The sequence below is a fragment of the Rahnella inusitata genome (genome assembly GCF_965118895.1).
Lineage (GTDB): Bacteria > Pseudomonadota > Gammaproteobacteria > Enterobacterales > Enterobacteriaceae > Rahnella > Rahnella inusitata_A.
Genome location: NZ_CBCPJJ010000009.1, coordinates 275,937 through 292,963 on the forward strand (window position 1 = coordinate 275,937; position 17,027 = coordinate 292,963).

14 protein-coding genes are annotated in these 17,027 nt (G+C 52.7%); 8 read left to right on the top strand and 6 right to left on the bottom strand.

What is annotated here, in order from left to right:
* The first annotated feature begins 71 nt into the window (after nucleotides 1–71).
* Entirely contained in the window at nucleotides 72–1,361 is a 1,290-nt protein-coding gene (locus tag ACMHLI_RS09355) for a glycoside hydrolase family 68 protein (RefSeq protein ID WP_413529223.1), read from the top strand.
* Between the two features lie 49 nt (nucleotides 1,362–1,410).
* Here ACMHLI_RS09355 and ACMHLI_RS09360 read toward each other — a convergent pair whose 3' ends face one another.
* Together ACMHLI_RS09360 and ACMHLI_RS09365 are read right to left on the bottom strand one after the other, a co-directional pair.
* Nucleotides 1,411–1,803 carry a tautomerase family protein gene (locus ACMHLI_RS09360; RefSeq protein ID WP_413529224.1) on the bottom strand — a complete coding sequence of 131 codons (393 nt, stop codon included), beginning with the start codon at nucleotides 1,801–1,803 and terminating at the stop codon, nucleotides 1,411–1,413.
* Nucleotides 1,804–1,817: 14 nt separating this feature from the next.
* Nucleotides 1,818–2,141, bottom strand: coding sequence for a carboxymuconolactone decarboxylase family protein (locus ACMHLI_RS09365; RefSeq protein WP_413529225.1), 324 nt, complete (start codon nucleotides 2,139–2,141; stop codon nucleotides 1,818–1,820).
* Nucleotides 2,142–2,243: 102 nt separating this feature from the next.
* Between ACMHLI_RS09365 and ACMHLI_RS09370 the strand changes: the two genes are divergently transcribed.
* On the top strand, nucleotides 2,244–3,140 hold the full coding sequence (locus ACMHLI_RS09370) for a LysR substrate-binding domain-containing protein (protein ID WP_413529226.1): 897 nt from the start codon (nucleotides 2,244–2,246) through the stop codon (nucleotides 3,138–3,140).
* A 10-nt stretch (nucleotides 3,141–3,150) separates the two neighbouring features.
* Here ACMHLI_RS09370 and ACMHLI_RS09375 read toward each other — a convergent pair whose 3' ends face one another.
* On the bottom strand, nucleotides 3,151–3,351 hold the full coding sequence (locus ACMHLI_RS09375) for a DNA polymerase III subunit theta (protein WP_413529227.1): 201 nt from the start codon (nucleotides 3,349–3,351) through the stop codon (nucleotides 3,151–3,153).
* 40 nt (nucleotides 3,352–3,391) lie between these two features.
* Nucleotides 3,392–4,399: a hypothetical protein gene (locus ACMHLI_RS09380; protein WP_413529228.1), complete on the bottom strand. Its 1,008-nt coding sequence runs from the start codon at nucleotides 4,397–4,399 to the stop codon at nucleotides 3,392–3,394.
* A 152-nt stretch (nucleotides 4,400–4,551) separates the two neighbouring features.
* Between ACMHLI_RS09380 and yghX the strand changes: the two genes are divergently transcribed.
* A complete protein-coding gene (yghX, locus tag ACMHLI_RS09385) occupies nucleotides 4,552–5,439 on the top strand; it encodes a YghX family hydrolase (protein ID WP_413529229.1) in 888 nt (295 codons plus the stop codon).
* 60 nt (nucleotides 5,440–5,499) lie between these two features.
* On the opposite strand, the gene yghU is transcribed toward yghX, so the two are convergent.
* Complete coding sequence (gene yghU, locus ACMHLI_RS09390; RefSeq protein WP_413529230.1) at nucleotides 5,500–6,351, bottom strand: glutathione-dependent disulfide-bond oxidoreductase; 852 nt, start codon at nucleotides 6,349–6,351, stop codon at nucleotides 5,500–5,502.
* A gap of 106 nt (nucleotides 6,352–6,457) precedes the next feature.
* Nucleotides 6,458–7,519: a LacI family DNA-binding transcriptional regulator gene (locus ACMHLI_RS09395; protein ID WP_413529231.1), complete on the bottom strand. Its 1,062-nt coding sequence runs from the start codon at nucleotides 7,517–7,519 to the stop codon at nucleotides 6,458–6,460.
* A 281-nt stretch (nucleotides 7,520–7,800) separates the two neighbouring features.
* Here ACMHLI_RS09395 and ACMHLI_RS09400 point away from each other — a divergent pair, with 281 nt between their 5' ends.
* The 5 genes from ACMHLI_RS09400 to ACMHLI_RS09420 all read left to right on the top strand — a co-directional run bounded on the left by ACMHLI_RS09400 (nucleotide 7,801) and on the right by ACMHLI_RS09420 (nucleotide 17,014).
* Nucleotides 7,801–8,976, top strand: a complete 1,176-nt coding sequence (locus tag ACMHLI_RS09400) for a Gfo/Idh/MocA family protein (RefSeq protein WP_413529232.1) — start codon at nucleotides 7,801–7,803, stop codon at nucleotides 8,974–8,976.
* Nucleotides 8,977–8,978: 2 nt separating this feature from the next.
* Complete coding sequence (locus ACMHLI_RS09405) at nucleotides 8,979–10,046, top strand: Gfo/Idh/MocA family protein (RefSeq protein WP_413529233.1); 1,068 nt, start codon at nucleotides 8,979–8,981, stop codon at nucleotides 10,044–10,046.
* A 15-nt stretch (nucleotides 10,047–10,061) separates the two neighbouring features.
* Nucleotides 10,062–11,084: a Gfo/Idh/MocA family protein gene (locus ACMHLI_RS09410; RefSeq protein WP_413529234.1), complete on the top strand. Its 1,023-nt coding sequence runs from the start codon at nucleotides 10,062–10,064 to the stop codon at nucleotides 11,082–11,084.
* A gap of 40 nt (nucleotides 11,085–11,124) precedes the next feature.
* Nucleotides 11,125–12,663, top strand: coding sequence for an MFS transporter (locus tag ACMHLI_RS09415; RefSeq protein ID WP_413529235.1), 1,539 nt, complete (start codon nucleotides 11,125–11,127; stop codon nucleotides 12,661–12,663).
* A 298-nt stretch (nucleotides 12,664–12,961) separates the two neighbouring features.
* A complete protein-coding gene (locus tag ACMHLI_RS09420; RefSeq protein WP_413529236.1) occupies nucleotides 12,962–17,014 on the top strand; it encodes a cadherin-like domain-containing protein in 4,053 nt (1,350 codons plus the stop codon).
* Nucleotides 17,015–17,027: the final 13 nt, after the last annotated feature.

A 17,027-nucleotide genomic window follows, 5' to 3' on the forward strand; every position in this document is an offset into this window, starting at 1 on the left:
TAAATGAGCGCAGTGAAACCGGCAAGTTACTTAATTGAAGTCTTTTTAATTTTATAATGATGAGGTGGTTTATGAATAATGTAACTGAAAGTGGTTTAAAAACGCTGGCGGCGAAAAAACCGAGTGTCTGGACGCGTGCTGATGCGCTCAAAGTGAATGAGAATGACCCGACCACCACGCAGCCCTTGGTGAACGGTGATTTCCCGGTGATGAGTAATGAGGTCTTTATCTGGGATACCATGCCGCTGCGCGATATTGACGGTAATGTGCTTTCCGTAGATGGCTGGTCAGTCATCTTTACCCTGACGGCTGAGCGTCAGCCTAATGATCCCGCCAATATTGATGCCAACGGGAATTACGATATAACGCTGGACTGGAATAACCGACACGGGCGCGCAAAAATTTGCTATTGGTATTCTAATACCGGTAAGGATTGGGTATTTGGTGGCCGTGTTATGACGGAAGGTGTTTCTCCAACCGTACGTGAATGGGCTGGTTCGCCGGTATTAGTGAATAATAAGGGCGAAGTGGATTTATATTACACGGCAGTCACACCGGGTGCGACGATTGTTAAAGTCCGTGGCCGCGTGATTACCCATAATCAGGGTGTCGACGTCGCAGATTTTATTTCGGTAAAACCGTTGTTTGAAGCCGACGGTAAAATTTATCAAACCGAAACGCAAAACCCGTACTGGGGCTTTCGCGACCCGTTCCCGTTCCGTGACCCGAAAAGCGGCAAGCTGTATATGCTGTTTGAAGGAAATGTGGCGGGGGATCGCGGTTCCCACGTGGTCGGGCCGGAAGAGATCGGCGATGTGCCGCCGGGTTATGAAGATGTCGGCAACTCCCGCTATCAGACCGCCTGCATTGGGATCGCGCAAGCGGCTGATGAGAATGGCGACAGCTGGACGCTGCTGCCCCCTTTGCTGACCGCCGTGGGCGTTAATGATCAGACCGAACGCCCGCACTTTGTGTTCCAGGACGGTAAATATTACCTGTTCACCATCAGCCATAAATTCACTTATGGTGAGGGAGTCACCGGTCCGGACGGCGTTTACGGTTTCGTGAGTGATGAACTTTTCGGACCTTATGTGCCTCTGAACGGTTCCGGTCTGGTGCTCGGCAACCCGCCATCTCAGCCATACCAGACTTATTCTCACTATGTGATGCCCAACGGTCTGGTAACGTCTTTTATCGACAGCGTACCGGTTGATAAGGCCACTACCGGGATGGATTATCGCATCGGCGGCACAGAAGCGCCGACCGTGAAAATCAAACTGAAAGGTGAACAGACTTTTGTGGTCGGCGAATACGATTACGGGTACATCCCGCCAATGGCCGATGTGATTCTGGACGCGTAATCTGATAATAAACCTGATTCAGGCTGCCTTCGGGCAGCCTTTCCTGTTTCTATGTTATCTGAAACATTTCTCCATGGCTGAATGACCAGTCTTCCGGTTGGGTAAAGCTCACGACAATCATTACGTCGGCCGGCGAGATCCCAAGCGTAACGTGAAGGTTTTCGGTCAGATGACGGTACAACGCCTGCTTCTGATACGAGTTGCGCGGTTTGCCTGCGGTGATGTGAAACAGCAAAAAATCCTCAGAACGTAAACAATCGTTACCCGCCAGATAACCCGGATGAATGACTCTCTGGCTGGGGCTGGCGGGTTCAAACAGCTGGAAACAGTCGTCTTTTGGTACTGAAAAGGTATACACCAGCGCGTTTTGCAGGACGGCTGAGATCGCAGCCTGCCACTCTTCCAGACGATGTGCAGGCAGTGAAATTCGGGTAAACGGCATAAAAAAACCTCTGTTTATTCTTCACTTAGCGCAGCAAAGCGGGTGAGCGCCGAGGCGGCGGCAGGCCATCCTGCATAAAACGCCAGATGGGTGATCAGTTCGCCCATTTCGCTGTGCGTGACTCCGTTTTTCACCGCCAGTTCCAGATGGAATGGCAACTGTTCAGCGCGGTTCAGCGCTACCAGAGCGGCAACGGTGATCAGACTGCGGTCACGCGGTGACAGCTCGCGTCTGTTCCACAGATCGCCAAACAGCACCTGTTCGGTCAGTTCTGCCAGCTTTGGCGTCAGGCGCACCATGTTTTCAGGTGGCTTCATTGGAAAGGGAATTGTGCTCATATCAGGCTCCTTTTATGGATGTGAAAAGAAGCTAAGACGTTATGATTATCCGTAAAATCGAAAATATCAGCAGCATTGATACATTAAAACGGGATGATGAATGTGGCGAGAAGACCGATAACATTTGATGCTGAAGCGTTGCGAAGTTTTGTCACCGGGATTGAGCTCGGCAGTTTTGTCCTGGCCGCTGACCGCCTGGGGCGTTCGACTTCGGCGGTCAGCGCTCAGCTAAAAAAACTCGAACAGCAGGCGGGAACGGAGCTGGTACAAAAATCAGGGCGGCATCTGATACCCACTGAACGCGGTGAAGTGATGCTGAGCTATGCGCGGCGGATCCTCAGCCTGAACGATGAGGCCAGCGCCGCACTGCTGGCGAGCGCGCTGGGCGGAAGCCTGAATGTGGGGATGCAGGAGGATTTCGGCGAAACCCTGTTACCGGCGATCCTCGGTAACTTTACCCGCGCGCATCCGCAGGTGCAGGTTTCTGCCAGCATTACCCGTAACCGGCAACTGCTCGACGGTATTCGTCACAATGAATTCGATCTGGCCGTGTGCTGGCAGACAAACGACGCGCCGCTTTTCCCGTCAAGCCAGTCCCTTGGGCGCGTGCCTTTACGCTGGGTAGGCGCGAAGAACTTTCCGCTGAGCCACTATCTGGCGAGCAAAGATCCCTTGCCGCTGCTGGTCTTTGAGGCGCCATGTCTGATGCGCAGTGCGGCAACGGCGGCGCTGGACCGCGCGGGAATTTCCTGGCGCATTGCTTTTACCAGCCGTAGCCTGAGCGGGATCTGGGCGGCGATGTCGGCAGGTTTGGGGGTGACGTTGCGTACTGATTTCGGAAAGCCTGAATCATTGCAGGTCCTGGAGGAACTGCCTGCGGCAGGGGATATCGGAATCAGCCTCCATCAGAGCGAAACGCCGCCGTGTGAGGCCGCAACGCATCTGAAAGAGGCGATTATCGACTTTTTTACCGCGACTATTTTCACCCTGAAGAAGTGAGCAGAGAAGTTTACTTTTTTGCCGGTTGCTGGCGATAGTGCGCCAAACGTTCGCGGAAGTAGGTGCGCAGATGTTCCGGTTGTTCCATCTCCACCTGATCGGCGTTCACCGGCAGGTTGTTGCGCTCACGCACCGCCACCGTACCGGCAGCCAGCCCGGTACTCACTTTATCCATTTCTTCTTTACTCAGACCTGCGAGAGTGTTGTTCATAGGGTCTCCTTTATTCTTCAACTGCAACGGTAAATAAGGTTTATTTTAGCGCAGATCCAACCAGTGTTTTTAGCATCCCATCTGCGCAATATTTATCTAACAGCCCCCTCTCAATCCCGGGGGGGATGACCTCAATGAAATCAGTTATCCGTTCGACATTATCTTCCCCCCAAATGAATATCCGGTCCGGGTGATAAAAATCATGCGTCTTTACCGATACATTATTTGTGATCAGCTTTTTATTAAATGCCATTGCTTCCAGCGCGCGTAACGTTAATCCGGTTTGCCCAGGTTTATTAATTTCCACAACAATGGAGGACTTTTGGAGCTTTTCAATATTTTGCTGATAGGTCAGTTTTTTATTAACGCAAACAGAAGGATAGTCGGAATTGTTCTCGTCGCCGTCAACCAGATAAAAATCGGGATGGCAATGATTTTTTTGCAACAAGGGGGCCAGTTCCCGAAGCAATTCTGCACGATAACGGTCGTATCCCCCCACGTAGAAACACGAGGGTGGGGAACAAATTTTCTGCGGTTCTTCAGCGTGGGCACGGATTTTACTGAGAGTGAAAGGTAAAAACTGATCCACGTACGAAAGATTATATTTAAGACAATCTTGCGGATCGAAACTGTATATGACGTCGAAAACAGAACTCACTCTGTCCAGATAATTTTCATTATCAGAAAGTAATTTCAGGCGTCGTCGTTTGGATGTCAGGGCTACAACGGAGTCTCGCAGTACGAGTATTTTTTTACAGCGCAGAGGAGCAATCAGATCCAGCATCAGGAAGGCGCTGTAAGCATTAGAAATAACAATGTCGTCATCGGCAATGTGCCGGAATTTTATCGCGATTTGCAGTTTTCGATGCCAGCGCTTTAGCGTTTTTCCCGGCAGCAATTTATGCACAGATTTAAAATGCTGTTTGACGCGATAAATCTCAACGACGTTGAAGTCTTTTTTGAGCGCGGAAGTCATCATTTTTTCGTATTCTGAGTTCCATTCAACAAAGTGTATTTTCACCGGTTCCCTAAGATTATTGCTCATCATGCCCCCCTTTTTTCCCTGCAGTTTAGCATCTCCCGCAGCGAAAATGTCTGCGGTTCCTCTACGCCACCGGTCTGTTATTTCACAATTAGTTTACAAAATCGCCAAAGTCAGGTCATTATTCAGGCTTCTTTTGCACTGAGTGGAGCCTGAAGATGACGCGAATGACAGCCAAAGACTTTCCTCCTGAACTCCTCGAATACTTTGATTTCTACGTGCACGGCAAAATGACCAAGCGGGAATTTCTCGATCTTTCGGCCAAATTTGTGGTCGGTGGATTATCGGCTGCGGCGCTCACTACGCTGATGACGCCGAACTACGCCTACGCCGAGCAGGTGGAATTCACCGATCCGGACATTGTGGCCGAGTATATCCAGTATCCCTCGCCGCAGGGGCACGGCAGCGTGCGCGGATATCTGGTGCGTCCGGCAAAAGCCACCGGCAAAGTGCCGGGTGTGGTGGTGGTGCATGAAAATCGCGGGCTGAATCCCTATATAGAAGACGTGGCGCGCCGCGTGGCGAAGGCCGGATTTATCGCCCTTGCGCCGGACGGGCTGAGTTCCGTCGGCGGTTATCCCGGCAATGATGAAAAGGGGCGGGAACTGCAAAAGAGCGTCGATCCAACCAAACTCATGAACGACTTTTTTGCCGCGATTGAATTTCTGATGCACCATGAAACGGCGACCGGCAAAGTCGGGATTACCGGTTTCTGCTACGGTGGCGGCGTGGCAAATGCCTCGGCGGTGGCCTATCCCGAGCTGGCCGCGGCAGCACCTTTCTACGGCCGTCAGCCGAAAGTCGAAGACGTGCCACGCATTAAAGCGCCGTTATTGCTGCATTATGCCGAGCTGGATAAACCGATTACGGAAGGCTGGCCTGCGTATGAAGCGGCGCTCAAGGCTAATCACAAAGTGTACGAAGGGTATGTGTATCCCGGCGTCAATCACGGGTTCCATAACGATTCCACTCCGCGTTATGACAAAGCGGCAGCGGATCTGGCGTGGGACAGAACGGTGGCGTGGTTCAACAAATATCTGGCGTAAACGAGTTTTCAATGAAAAGGGCGGGAATCGATCCCGCCCTTTTTCCGTTCTGCAAACTGGTTATGACTTCAGTTTGTCGTCGAAATCGGACGCGTCGTGACGCTCTTCGAGTTGTTCATCGGTCTCGCCCCAGGTGCGGTTGACAATCCGCCCGCGCTTCACCGCCGGACGGCTGGCGACTTCATCGGCCCAGCGCTGGAAATGCTTATATGAAGCAATGTCGAGGAACTCGCCCGATTCGTACAAGCCGCCTTTGGCCAGGCTGCCGTACCAGGTGAAAATAGCGATATCGGCGATGGTATATTCTTCACCCGCGATATAGCGATGATCTGCAAGTTGTCTGTCGAGCACGTCTAGCTGTCGTTTGGCTTCCATCGTAAAGCGGTTGATGGCGTATTCGATTTTCACCGGCGCGTAATGGTAGAAATGCCCGAAGCCACCGCCCAGATAGGGTGCGGAGCCTTGCAGCCAGAACAGCCAGTTAAGGGTTTCGGTGCGGCCAGCGAGATCTTTTGGCAGGAACTTGCCAAATTTTTCTGCCAGATACAGCAGGATGTTGCCGGATTCAAACACGCGGATCGGCGGGGTGGCGGAGTTATCAAGCAGGGCAGGGATTTTTGAGTTTGGGTTTACATCCACAAAGCCGCTGGAGAACTGATCGCCTTCATTGATGCGGATGATAAAAGCGTCATATTCCGCGCCGCTTACGCTGAGCGCCAGCAGCTCTTCCAGCAGGATCGTTACTTTCTGGCCGTTCGGCGTGCCGAGAGAGTAGAGCTGAAGCGGATGTTTACCCACTGGCAGCGTCTTCTCATGCGTCGGACCGGCTACCGGGCGGTTGATGTTCGAGAACTTACTGACTTCGTCTTTATTCCACGTCCAGACTTTCGGTGGCTGGTAGTTATCTGACATTGAAAGCTCCACATCGGTTTTTGAGGATAAGACAAAAAGTCTAGCAGGAGAACCCGATGTGCGATGCTGAGAATGTGCCCTGCGATCTGCCTCCCTGCGTGACATGTCAGGCCTGCTGCGGATAAAGCCCTTTGCGCTTCCATTTCACATCGGCCACCGACTGGCCGGGGTATATTTTTCCCTGTAACAGCAGATTGAATTTCGCTCCCGTGGCGCGCATCAGGCGGCTTTGCAGAATGTAGACGGCCTCGGTACCGAGTTCCCTGCAGGGCAGAAGCATCGCGCTGAAATTCATCGGCGACGCCACTTTCATTTCGTGTTCAAAATCCATACTTAACAGCGAAATGTCTTCCGGAACTTTTATGCCAAGTGCCGTCAGTGCTTCCAGCGTCGCATGCGCAATGGGCGTACTGCCGCAGATAATGGCGGAAGGCAGTGATTCACGTTGATGCATTTTCAGATACTTTTCAACACTTTCCCGCGCCTGTTCTTTGCCATTGCCATGATTAATCAGCAGATGTGTGGCTTCGTCGAACACCACATGATGCTCAAGACAGGCACGCTTAAAACCATCCAGCCGCTGCATCATGGTTTCCCTGCGCAGATCGGTGAACAGTAAAACCGGCCGGTGGCCGCGCTGAAACAGATAATTAGCGGCACTGTAGCCAAGGGAATAGTGATCTGCCGACACACAATCAAGGCGCATTTCGTTGTCCCTGGCGTTGATCATCACCACCGGTTTATTCGATTCTGCCGCCAGCCGGTAGAGCATCACGTCGTCGATGCCGATAATAATAATGCCATCCACGTCTGACTGATTAAGCGCCTGCATAAAGTTGGCGATATCCGGTTCGTTGACTTCCAGCGCGCATTTACGAACGTGGATATCGAAACGGGTGACCTCAGCCGTTATTTCCTGAATGGCTTCATAATAGTAGAGATCTTCATGAGGAGAGAATGCCGCCGGTGGAGCGCAAATTAACAGGGTATTCATTAACAACCGGCTGGCCGGAATGTCACGCAAGATACCCATGTTTCGTGCATGGTTAAATACCTTCTCTTTTGCCTGCGGGCTGACATTCGCTTTACCTGCTAATACCCTGGAAACGGTGCTGGGAGAAAGCCCCGTTAACTCGGCTATTTGCCTGATTTTTAATTTTCCTGTCATTTTGTGATCAATGCCTCATTAGCTTATGGACTTATTACCACAGTTAACTGTTTGTAAATCATCAGCTATTCATCATCATATCAAATCCAAAACGCCACGCTGCAATTCCTGTCACAAATACCGGTTGTTGGAAAAAAATGTCATTACTATTCTCAATCCAATTCGTATCAGAAAAGAAATAAAGTATTTATCCGCGCCTGATTTAATAATGGATTAATTAAAATCGTCATTAAATCAGCAAGGTGACGGCTGCCCGTCAGTCTGAAATCAGGAATGAAATAATGTTGAGAATAGCAATTATCGGTACTGGTAATATTTCACACAATCATATTCAGGGATATTTAGAGTTTGCTGACCGTTGTCAGATAGTCGCACTGGTCGATATTTATCCCGAAAAAGCAGAGGAGAAAAAACGGCATTACGGTCTCGCGGCGGCGAAAGTGTATGCCAGCCATCAGGAGATCCTCAACGATCCGGATATCGACGTGTTTGATATCTGCACTCCGCCATACGTACATGCGGAAATTTCCATTGATGCGCTGAAAGCCGGCAAACACGTATTGTGCGAGAAACCGATGGCGGCGTCGTTGCAGGAATGCGATGCCATGATTCTGGCGGCAAAAGAGAGCGGAAAAACGCTGTCTATTATCGCGCAGAACCGCTTTACCGATGCCTTCTGGCGGCTGAAAAAAGTCATCGATTCCGGCGAAGCGGGCAAAGTCTGTCATGCACAGGTGGATTCCTTCTGGTGGCGCGGTCACTCCTATTATGATTTGTGGTGGCGTGGTACCTGGGAGAAAGAGGCGGGGGGCTGCACGCTCAACCATGCGGTTCACCATATCGATGCTATCCAGTGGATGCTCGGTTTTCCGTCTGAAGTGGTTTCGATGATCACGAATGCCGCTCACGATAATGCCGAAGTGGAAGATCTCTCGGCGGCAATTTTCAAATATGACTCGGGCGCGCTGACGCAGCTGACCGCTTCGGTGGTGCATCACGGCGAAGATCAGAAGATGGTGATTCAGGGCGAAAAGGCGCGGATTTCTGCACCATGGGACAAATTTGCCAGCATTTCTGCACCCAACGGCTTCCCGGTGGAGGCGCGCGATACGGCGCGGGAAAACCGTCTCGACGATATTTATCAGTCGATCCCTAAACTGACTTACACGCTGCACACCGGCCAGATAGACAATTTCCTCACCGCACTCGAGACCCATACGCCGCCGCTGATCGACGGCGTTCAGGGCAAGCGATCGCTGGAGCTTATCGCCGCCATCTATAAATCAGCCATTACCCGCAGCATCGTGGCGCTGCCGATCCTGCCGGAGGATCCGTTCTATCAAACCGGCGGGCTGGTGTCGCTGGCCCCGCACTTTTATGAGAAATCTGCCTCTGTAGAAAACTTCGCCAATGAAGAGGCGATCCCGCTCGGCAAAGACATGGATAAAGGAGCCTGAAGATGAGTAATAAAGACGGAATGAATTATGCGCCGGTCGGGAAACCGCAGCCGGTGGTGAAGCCGGGCGAATTTGTGATCGCCGCCGCGGCGCTGGATCACGGGCATATCTACGGCATGTGCAACGGACTTATCGAAGCGGGTGCCAGCCTGAAATGGGTTTACGATCCGGACCCTGAAAAGGTGCAAAAATTTGTCAGCCAGTATCCGCAGGTGGCGGTGGCTGATTCACTGGACGTTATTCTCGGCGATAAAGAAGTGCAGCTGGTGGCGGGCGCAGGGATCCCTTCCGAGCGTTGTGATCTCGGACTGAAAGTGATGGACGCCGGGAAAGATTATTTCGTCGATAAAGCGCCGCTGACCACCCTTGGGCAACTGGCCGCCGCGAAAGCCAAAGTGACCGCTACAGGGCGAAAATATGCGGTGTATTACAGCGAGCGGTTACACGTTGAGAGCGCGGTATTCGCCGGACAGCTAGTGCAGGAAGGGGCGATCGGGCGGGTTGTGCAGACGCTCGGCACCGGACCACATCGCGAGGGTGAAGGCCGCCCGGACTGGTTCTATGAAAAGGAAAAGTTCGGCGGGATCTTGTGCGATATCGGCAGCCATCAGATAGAGCAATTCCTGTTTTACACCGGTAACCGCAATGCGCGCGTGGTGGCAGCGCAGGCGCTGAATTTCACTCATCCTGAGTCACCGCGTTTTGAAGATTTCGGTGATGCGATGCTCGAAGGCGACAACGGCGCGCGCGGGTATTTCCGCTGCGACTGGTTCACGCCACAAGGGCTGAGCACCTGGGGTGACGGGCGACTGACGCTGCTGGGTACCGAAGGCTATATCGAGATCCGCAAATATGTCGATCTTACGCGCGGGGAACAGGACGTGGTGTATCTGGTGAATCAGCGCGGCGAGTTCCGCTATCCGGTGTCAGGCACCGTCGGCTTCCCGTTCTTCGGCGAACTGATCCTCGACTGCCTGCACCGCACTGAAAATGCCATGACGCAGGAACACGCGTTTAAAGCCGCCGAGCTGTGCGTGCGGGCGCAGATGCTGGCGAATCAGCCGGTTTAATCCGGGAGGCGCACCATGAAAATCACCAATGCGGCGATCATCGGCTGCGGGGCGATCCACACCTGCCACGCAGAGGCCATCCGGCAAAATCCGGCCAGTCGTTTGCTGGCTATTGCTGAGTGCGATGCAGGTATTGGACTGCTGCTGGCGCAGCAGTATCAGTGCGATTTTTATACGGATTATCGCGAGATGCTGCGCGATCCGCAGATCGACGTTGTGCATATCTGTCTGCCGCATCATCTGCATCAGGAAGCGATCCTCGCCGCGCTGGCAGCAGGAAAGCACGTTTTTACCGAGAAACCGGTGGCGCTCAATGCCACCGAAGTGAAAGCGATCCGGCAGGCCCAAAGCCGTTCCGGAAAGTTGCTCGGCGTGTGTTATCAGAACCGGCTGAATCCGTCGAGCCAGAAGATCCGAACGCTGCTGGCAGGTGGGGAACTGGGAAAAATGCTGAGTATTAAAGCGGTGCTGACATGGTCGCGCGGCGGCGCATATTACACCGAAAGCCCGTGGCGCGGGCGGTTCGCCACGGAGGGCGGCAGCCTGCTGATCAATCAGGCGATCCACACGTTGGATCTGATGCAGTGGTTCGGCGGCGGCATTCACGCGCTCAAAGGCGTGGTGGACAGCCATTTTCTGACCGACGTGACCGAAAACGAAGACACCGCGATGGCCAGCATGAAACTGGCGAACGGCGCCCGCGGCCTGTTTTATGCCAGTAACGGGCACACCACCGATTCACCGCTGCTGCTGGAAATTCACTGCGAGAAAGGGCTGCTGCAACTGCACCACAACGCGCTGTGGCTGATCGAAGGAGAAACCAGAACGCTGCTGGTGAACGATCTGAGTCCGGCGGGGAATACGAAACGTTACTGGGGCGACAGCCATCGCCAGGCCATCACCAATTTCACGCACGCTGTGCAATATCCTGAAGATAAAAACTATACCTCGCTGGCCGATGCGGAAATTTCTTTGAATATGGTGGAGGCGATTTATCGGTCCTCACAATTAAGACAATGGATAACGCTTTACGAATAAATAATTTTAATAATAACCCTACATTCACAGGATAATAAAAATGAAGCCTACTGAACGCAGAGTCGGTTACGGCACGGCCATAGGATATGGCGTGACGGATTTATTTGGTGGCGGTGCATTCGCCGTGATCGGTACCTGGCTGTTATTCTTTTACACCACCTATTGCGGATTATCTGTTTTAGAAGCGGGATCGATATTCGCTATCGCCCGCGTGATCGACGCCATATTAAGTCCGATCATGGGCTATATCACCGATAACTTCGCCAATACCTGGCTCGGGAAAAAGTTTGGCCGCCGACGTTTTTTCCTGCTGATAAGCGCGCCACTGATGTTTCTGTATGCGCTGGTCTGGGTGACCGACATGAGCTACTGGTATTATCTCGGCACCTACCTTTCTATCGAGTTGCTCTCTGCCATGGTGCTGGTGCCGTGGGAGACGCTCTCTTCTGAAATGACCAACCGCTTCAGCGAACGCACCCGTCTTTCGGGCGTGCGCATGATTTGTTCCCAACTCGGTGGCCTGCTGGCGGTGTCGATCCCCGGTGTACTGATGCAGTTCACCGGGAAAGATAATCCGATGACCTACACTTATACCGGCATGATTTTTGCCACCATTTTTTGCATCGCCGTATTCACCACCTGGATGTGTACCTGGGAAGCCAAAGACGTGCGGGAAGAGTATGAGCCGGAAGTGCCCGGCGCGCGCAGCGGTAATCTCTGGCATCATTTGAAAAGTCTGGTTGTCGATCTCCTTTCCTCTTTTAAAATACGCATGTTTCGCCAGCATATTATTATCTATATCTTTTCATTTACCGCGCTGGATGTTTTCGGTGCCGTATTTACCTATTACGTGGTGTACGGATTACATCTTGATGCATCGGCGGTGTCCGGTTATTTAACCGTGGCTGCGCTGGCCTCGGTGCCTTCGACTTTTGGTTTTATGATGCTGCTTTCAAAACTGAATATGACACCGTCCGGGGCGCTGCGTCTGGCATATGGCATTATTTTTTGCGTGCTGGCTTTTTTATTCTATGTCTATATCACCGAAATGGCGGTGTCTGTTCTGTTATTCTCAGCGGTATTTGCCGTATTCGGTTTTGCCCGCGCCGGCCTTTATTATATTCCGTGGAATATTTACAGCTTTATTCCCGATGTTGATGAGATCGTCACCAAAAAACGCCGTGAAGGGATCTTTGCCGGTGTGATGGTACTGACCCGTAAAAGCACTGTGGCGCTGGCGATTATGCTGATCGGTATCGTGTTGCAGGAAAGTGGTTTCGTTAAAGGACAAGGGGTGCAACCTGACAGCGCACTGGATGCGATTATCGGGCTGCTGGTTTTCGCTACCGCAGCCTTACTGGCCGTCAGCTTTTACATGACCTTCAGGTTCAAACTAACGCGCGAAACCCACAAAATGCTGATTCAGGAAGTCGCCCGCCTGAAGTTAGGGGGGAATCTGCAAGACTGCACACCGGAATGTCAGAAGGTGATTAAAGACCTGACCGGCTATGAATATCAGGAAGTGTGGGGCGGAAATGCCACCGGCAAAGCGGTACGCAAAGACGTTGCGCTGGGGTAGTCGTTATCGAAGCGGGCAGTTCGGCTGCCCGCTTTGAAGTTAAAATAATTCATCCAGTTTATTTAGAAAATGCTAATAAGAAGTCGGGAGGCCAGATAGTGACTTCGCCATATTCTGCGATAAATAATCAACGTCATGAACCCGAGGTTAAAAAGTAAAATAATCGCAAAGGAGTGTAAGAAAATTCTGTAAATCACGTGGTGAATATGTCCTTTGTGATCTATATTTAAGGCAAATGTATTGGGGTTTATCATCTAAACTCGGTCATTTTTCCTGCTAATATAACCAGCGATAAAATATGAATTCACCCAAACCGCGCTCTCCTTTTCGTCCCCGTACCCATCGTTTTGCGCTTGAAAGCCGTCAGCTTTTTGACGGTGCCGCAGTGACCGAAGCCGCACAACATAATGACACGCATCCCGATGGTAGTCATGGGGTCGCCGAGACGTTAATTCGCCCGGTTACGGTGGAGCGGGCGGCATCCGCACAACCTGTCACACCTAAAGAGGTGTATGTCATTGATAGCCATATCAGCAACTGGCAGTCGCTGGCAAAGCAGTTGCCGGAAAACAGCAAAGTAGTGGTAATCAATGATGTGTCCTCCGGCCTCGGGCAACTAAACACCGCCCTGGCGGGTGAGCGTGGCATTACCGCTATTCATATTATCAGTCATGGTGCAAATGACGAGATTACCCTCGGCAGTGATCAGATCACGGATAAAAACGTGGCCGACTGGCAGTCACAGCTGGCTGAGTTGGGGGAGAAACTCTCGCCTGAGGGTGATATTTTGCTTTACGGCTGCTCCGTCACTGGCCGTGACGGCTTGCTGCTGAACAAAATAGCCACATTCACGCAGGCCGATGTGGCTGCTTCTGATGATGCAACCGGCAGCACTGACCACGGTGGAAACTGGGTGCTGGAATCTCATACCGGCGAGATTGAAACACGCACCCTGACGTTCGATTACGACGGCATTCTTGATAATCCGGAACTTGAAAATACGCACGGTGACCTGATCGTCAGTGAACCGACGACGTTATATCCCGGAGGCGAAAAAGGGCAGTTTAGTGGCTGGACGCTGACCTCTGACGATCCTTCCCGTGTGTTTGTTGTTAACGTGTATCTCGATGATCATGATACCGGGACGCTTAGCAATGGCGCGCAAAGCGGCACACTGCTCACTTTTGGTGGCTCGGCAACTGAGGTGCAAAACTGGCTTAACCAGATCACGTTCACCGCCAGCAACATTGAACTCGGTAACCAGACCCGTACCACTGACGCTTCTGTTTATGTGTTTGGCGACAATGGCGGTATGCAATACGTTCGTCAGGGCATCATTATTACTCCCGCTAACGATCCAGCCACCATTAATAACGGTTCCCAGACAGTGCCTGAGCGTGGCAGCGGTGGCACGGTGATTGATAAAAATATCCTAAGCGTCATTGATCCGGATTTAACCGCCGGTGCCCAGACGCCTGCGCAAATGGTCTATAGCCTTACCGCATTGCCGGTATATGGCTATCTGACCCTTAACGGTCAGCGGCTGGGGGCGGGCTCCGTATTTACCCAGCAGGATGTAAATCAGGGCAATCTGCGTTATTTCCACACCGCTACCGGGCTGGATCAAAACCAGACTGACAGTTTCTCTGCGCAAGTTAATGATGGCGCAACGCCGGTGAATCTGTCGGCGTCGTTCACCTACAGTCTGGTGATAAAGCCTGAAAACCAGCTGCCTTCAGTGTCCGGCAGGGGTACGGTGCTGGAAGGACAGCCACAAAATTCTATCGTCGACAGTATTGTCGGCAACTATATTGAGGCCAACGGCGGCGGCGATCCGCAGGATCTTGACCTTACGCTGACCATTACACGTCTGCCCGATCACGGCATTTTGTATTTTAACGGCCAGCCGGTGCAGGTCGGGACCCGGTTTGATTATGCTGACCGCAGTTTACTGACCTATGCCAACGATGGTGCGGAAAATGTGGCTCAGGATACCTTTGGTATTCGGGTAACGGACCAGGGGGGCGGAACGGGGATCCCTGCCAGCAGCGATGGTGTAGTGACGCTCGACATTAACAGTATCAATGATGATCCGCTGTTCGACAGCAACAGCACCCTGCAAGCCATTGTCGATACCGGTACCGGCAGTGTCGTGCTGACGCCGGACATGCTGAACGCTACTGATGTTGATTCCACCGACAGTCAGGTTAGCTTTGTGGTAAACACCGCCAACATGACTCACGGTTATCTGACCCTCAACGGCCTGAGGTTGCAAAATGGTGATACCTTCACCGTGGCCGCAGTGAAAGCCGGGCAGATCGCGTATGTGCAATACCGCAACACGAGTGCCGTGGGTGAGCAGGACAGTTTCGATTTTCAGGTGATCGACCACACGCTGTCGGTCTACTGGACACAGGATGGAGTGATCCATTCGCGTCCTGGTGGCGTGTACAGCGGTGATACGCCGCAGGATATATTGTCGCGCTATCGTTTCACTTTATCTTTGACCGATAACGTCGCCAATGCGGCGCCGGGGCAGGTACCGACGCTTGATCAGCCGGTAACCTCCGTCATTTCACCTGTTTTTGGCACAGACGTTAACGATCCCAACGCTCTTTCGCACGGTACGCTGACCGAAGGAGGAACGCTGGTGCTGGCCGGAACCGGACAAATTAGCGATGCTAATCCGGGGCTGAGCTACGTGGTTCCCAACGTTTCGCCGGATGAAGTCGTTTACACCTGGCAGGGAATGGCAGATCTCAGCACCAGCCTGAGCCTGCAGAAAAACGTCGGTGGCGTCTGGCAAACCCTCGGTCTGCTGGGGACTTTTACGCAGGCTGATATCAATAACGGATTGATCCGGTTTGCCCACGACGGGGGCGAATCATTCAGCTTTACCGGCCTCTTTGAGGTGACGGCCGGGAAGGTGACGCTGGATCCCAACGGTGATCCGGTGCTGGTTGTCTGGGAACCAAGCGTCGACATCTACGTCACGCCAGTTAACGACCTGCCCACAATCAGCGGTTCTTCCAGCAACGTTTTAGCCGAGGGAGATACGCTGGTGATAACCCTCGATATGCTCTCTGCACGCGATCCTGATGATGCAAACAGCGGCTCGCCGTGGGAAACCAGTCCGGCCTTAAATGGCAATCCTAACTATGCCCTGAATAACGATGCTACCGGTGCAGACGCCCTTAAACTGGTGTTCAAAACTTTACCGGCAGGCGGGACGCTGCAATATTTCGACGGCGCTGACTGGCAGGATATTACTGCTGCGGATATTAATACGCTGCAGCTGGATGCTTCGCTACTGACCAATGATGCCACCAGCCGTCTGCGTTTTGTCAGTGATGGCAGCGAAGTCAGGAGTGCGTCGTTCAGTGTGTCAGCAGTCGATCGCTGGGGAGCCGAATCAGCCACGGCGGCCAGCGTGGGGTTGATCATTACCAACGTTAATGATGCACCACAAATTGCCGCAGATCCCACTCAGACTGATCCGTCCGTTCCTGTGGATTCCCCGAACATGGCGGGCGGGTTGCCTGCCAATAACCCGCTGACGGTGACGGAAGGCAGTTACGCGAAAATAACCGATGCGATGTTGCAGGCTTATGATCCAGACAGCAGTGCTGAACAGGTTCAGTACACGCTGAACAGCACACCTGCTTATGGCCGTCTCGCCCGATCAACCGATGGTGTCAATTTTAATGTCATCAGCACCGGATCCTCCTTCACTCAGGCGGAGATTTCGGCGGGCTATATTTACTATCTGAATAACGGCGTTGACCGTGCGGTGGCCACCGACGGTTTCAGCTTCACGCTGTCAGACGGCAATAAAGAACAAACCAATAACCAGTTCGTAATCAACATCAGCCCGGCAAATGATGCGCCGGCGGTGGTCTACAGCGGCGGGGCAGTGAATGCCGGAGCCGGTGCGACTGGCGTGGGCGGATTCACGGTTGATGATCCGGATCTCGACGCCGGAGCAGGCAACGTCAGCGATTTCCTGCAAACCACGGTGCGTTTATTACACAGTGACGGCAGTGCTTTTTCCCGCAGCGAATACAGCGACGTAGTCCTGCAGGTGGCGAATGTGTCGGGGCTGAGCGTGACGGGCGGAAATGGCGAACTTTTGATGCTGACCGGCACAGCGGCGCAGATCAACAGTGCTCTGGCGGGACTGAGCATTTCTTTTGCCAGTGACCGTAATGCGATTTATCAGTTGCAGGTTCTCACTGACGATCGCCTGCGAGACGCGAGCGGCGTTCTGACCGGCAGCGCAAACGGTGGCCCGGTGAATCAGCCTGCCGTACCGGCGTTTGGCACGCTGCCAGCGCCGGTAGATAACCGTTAGTACAACTGGTACA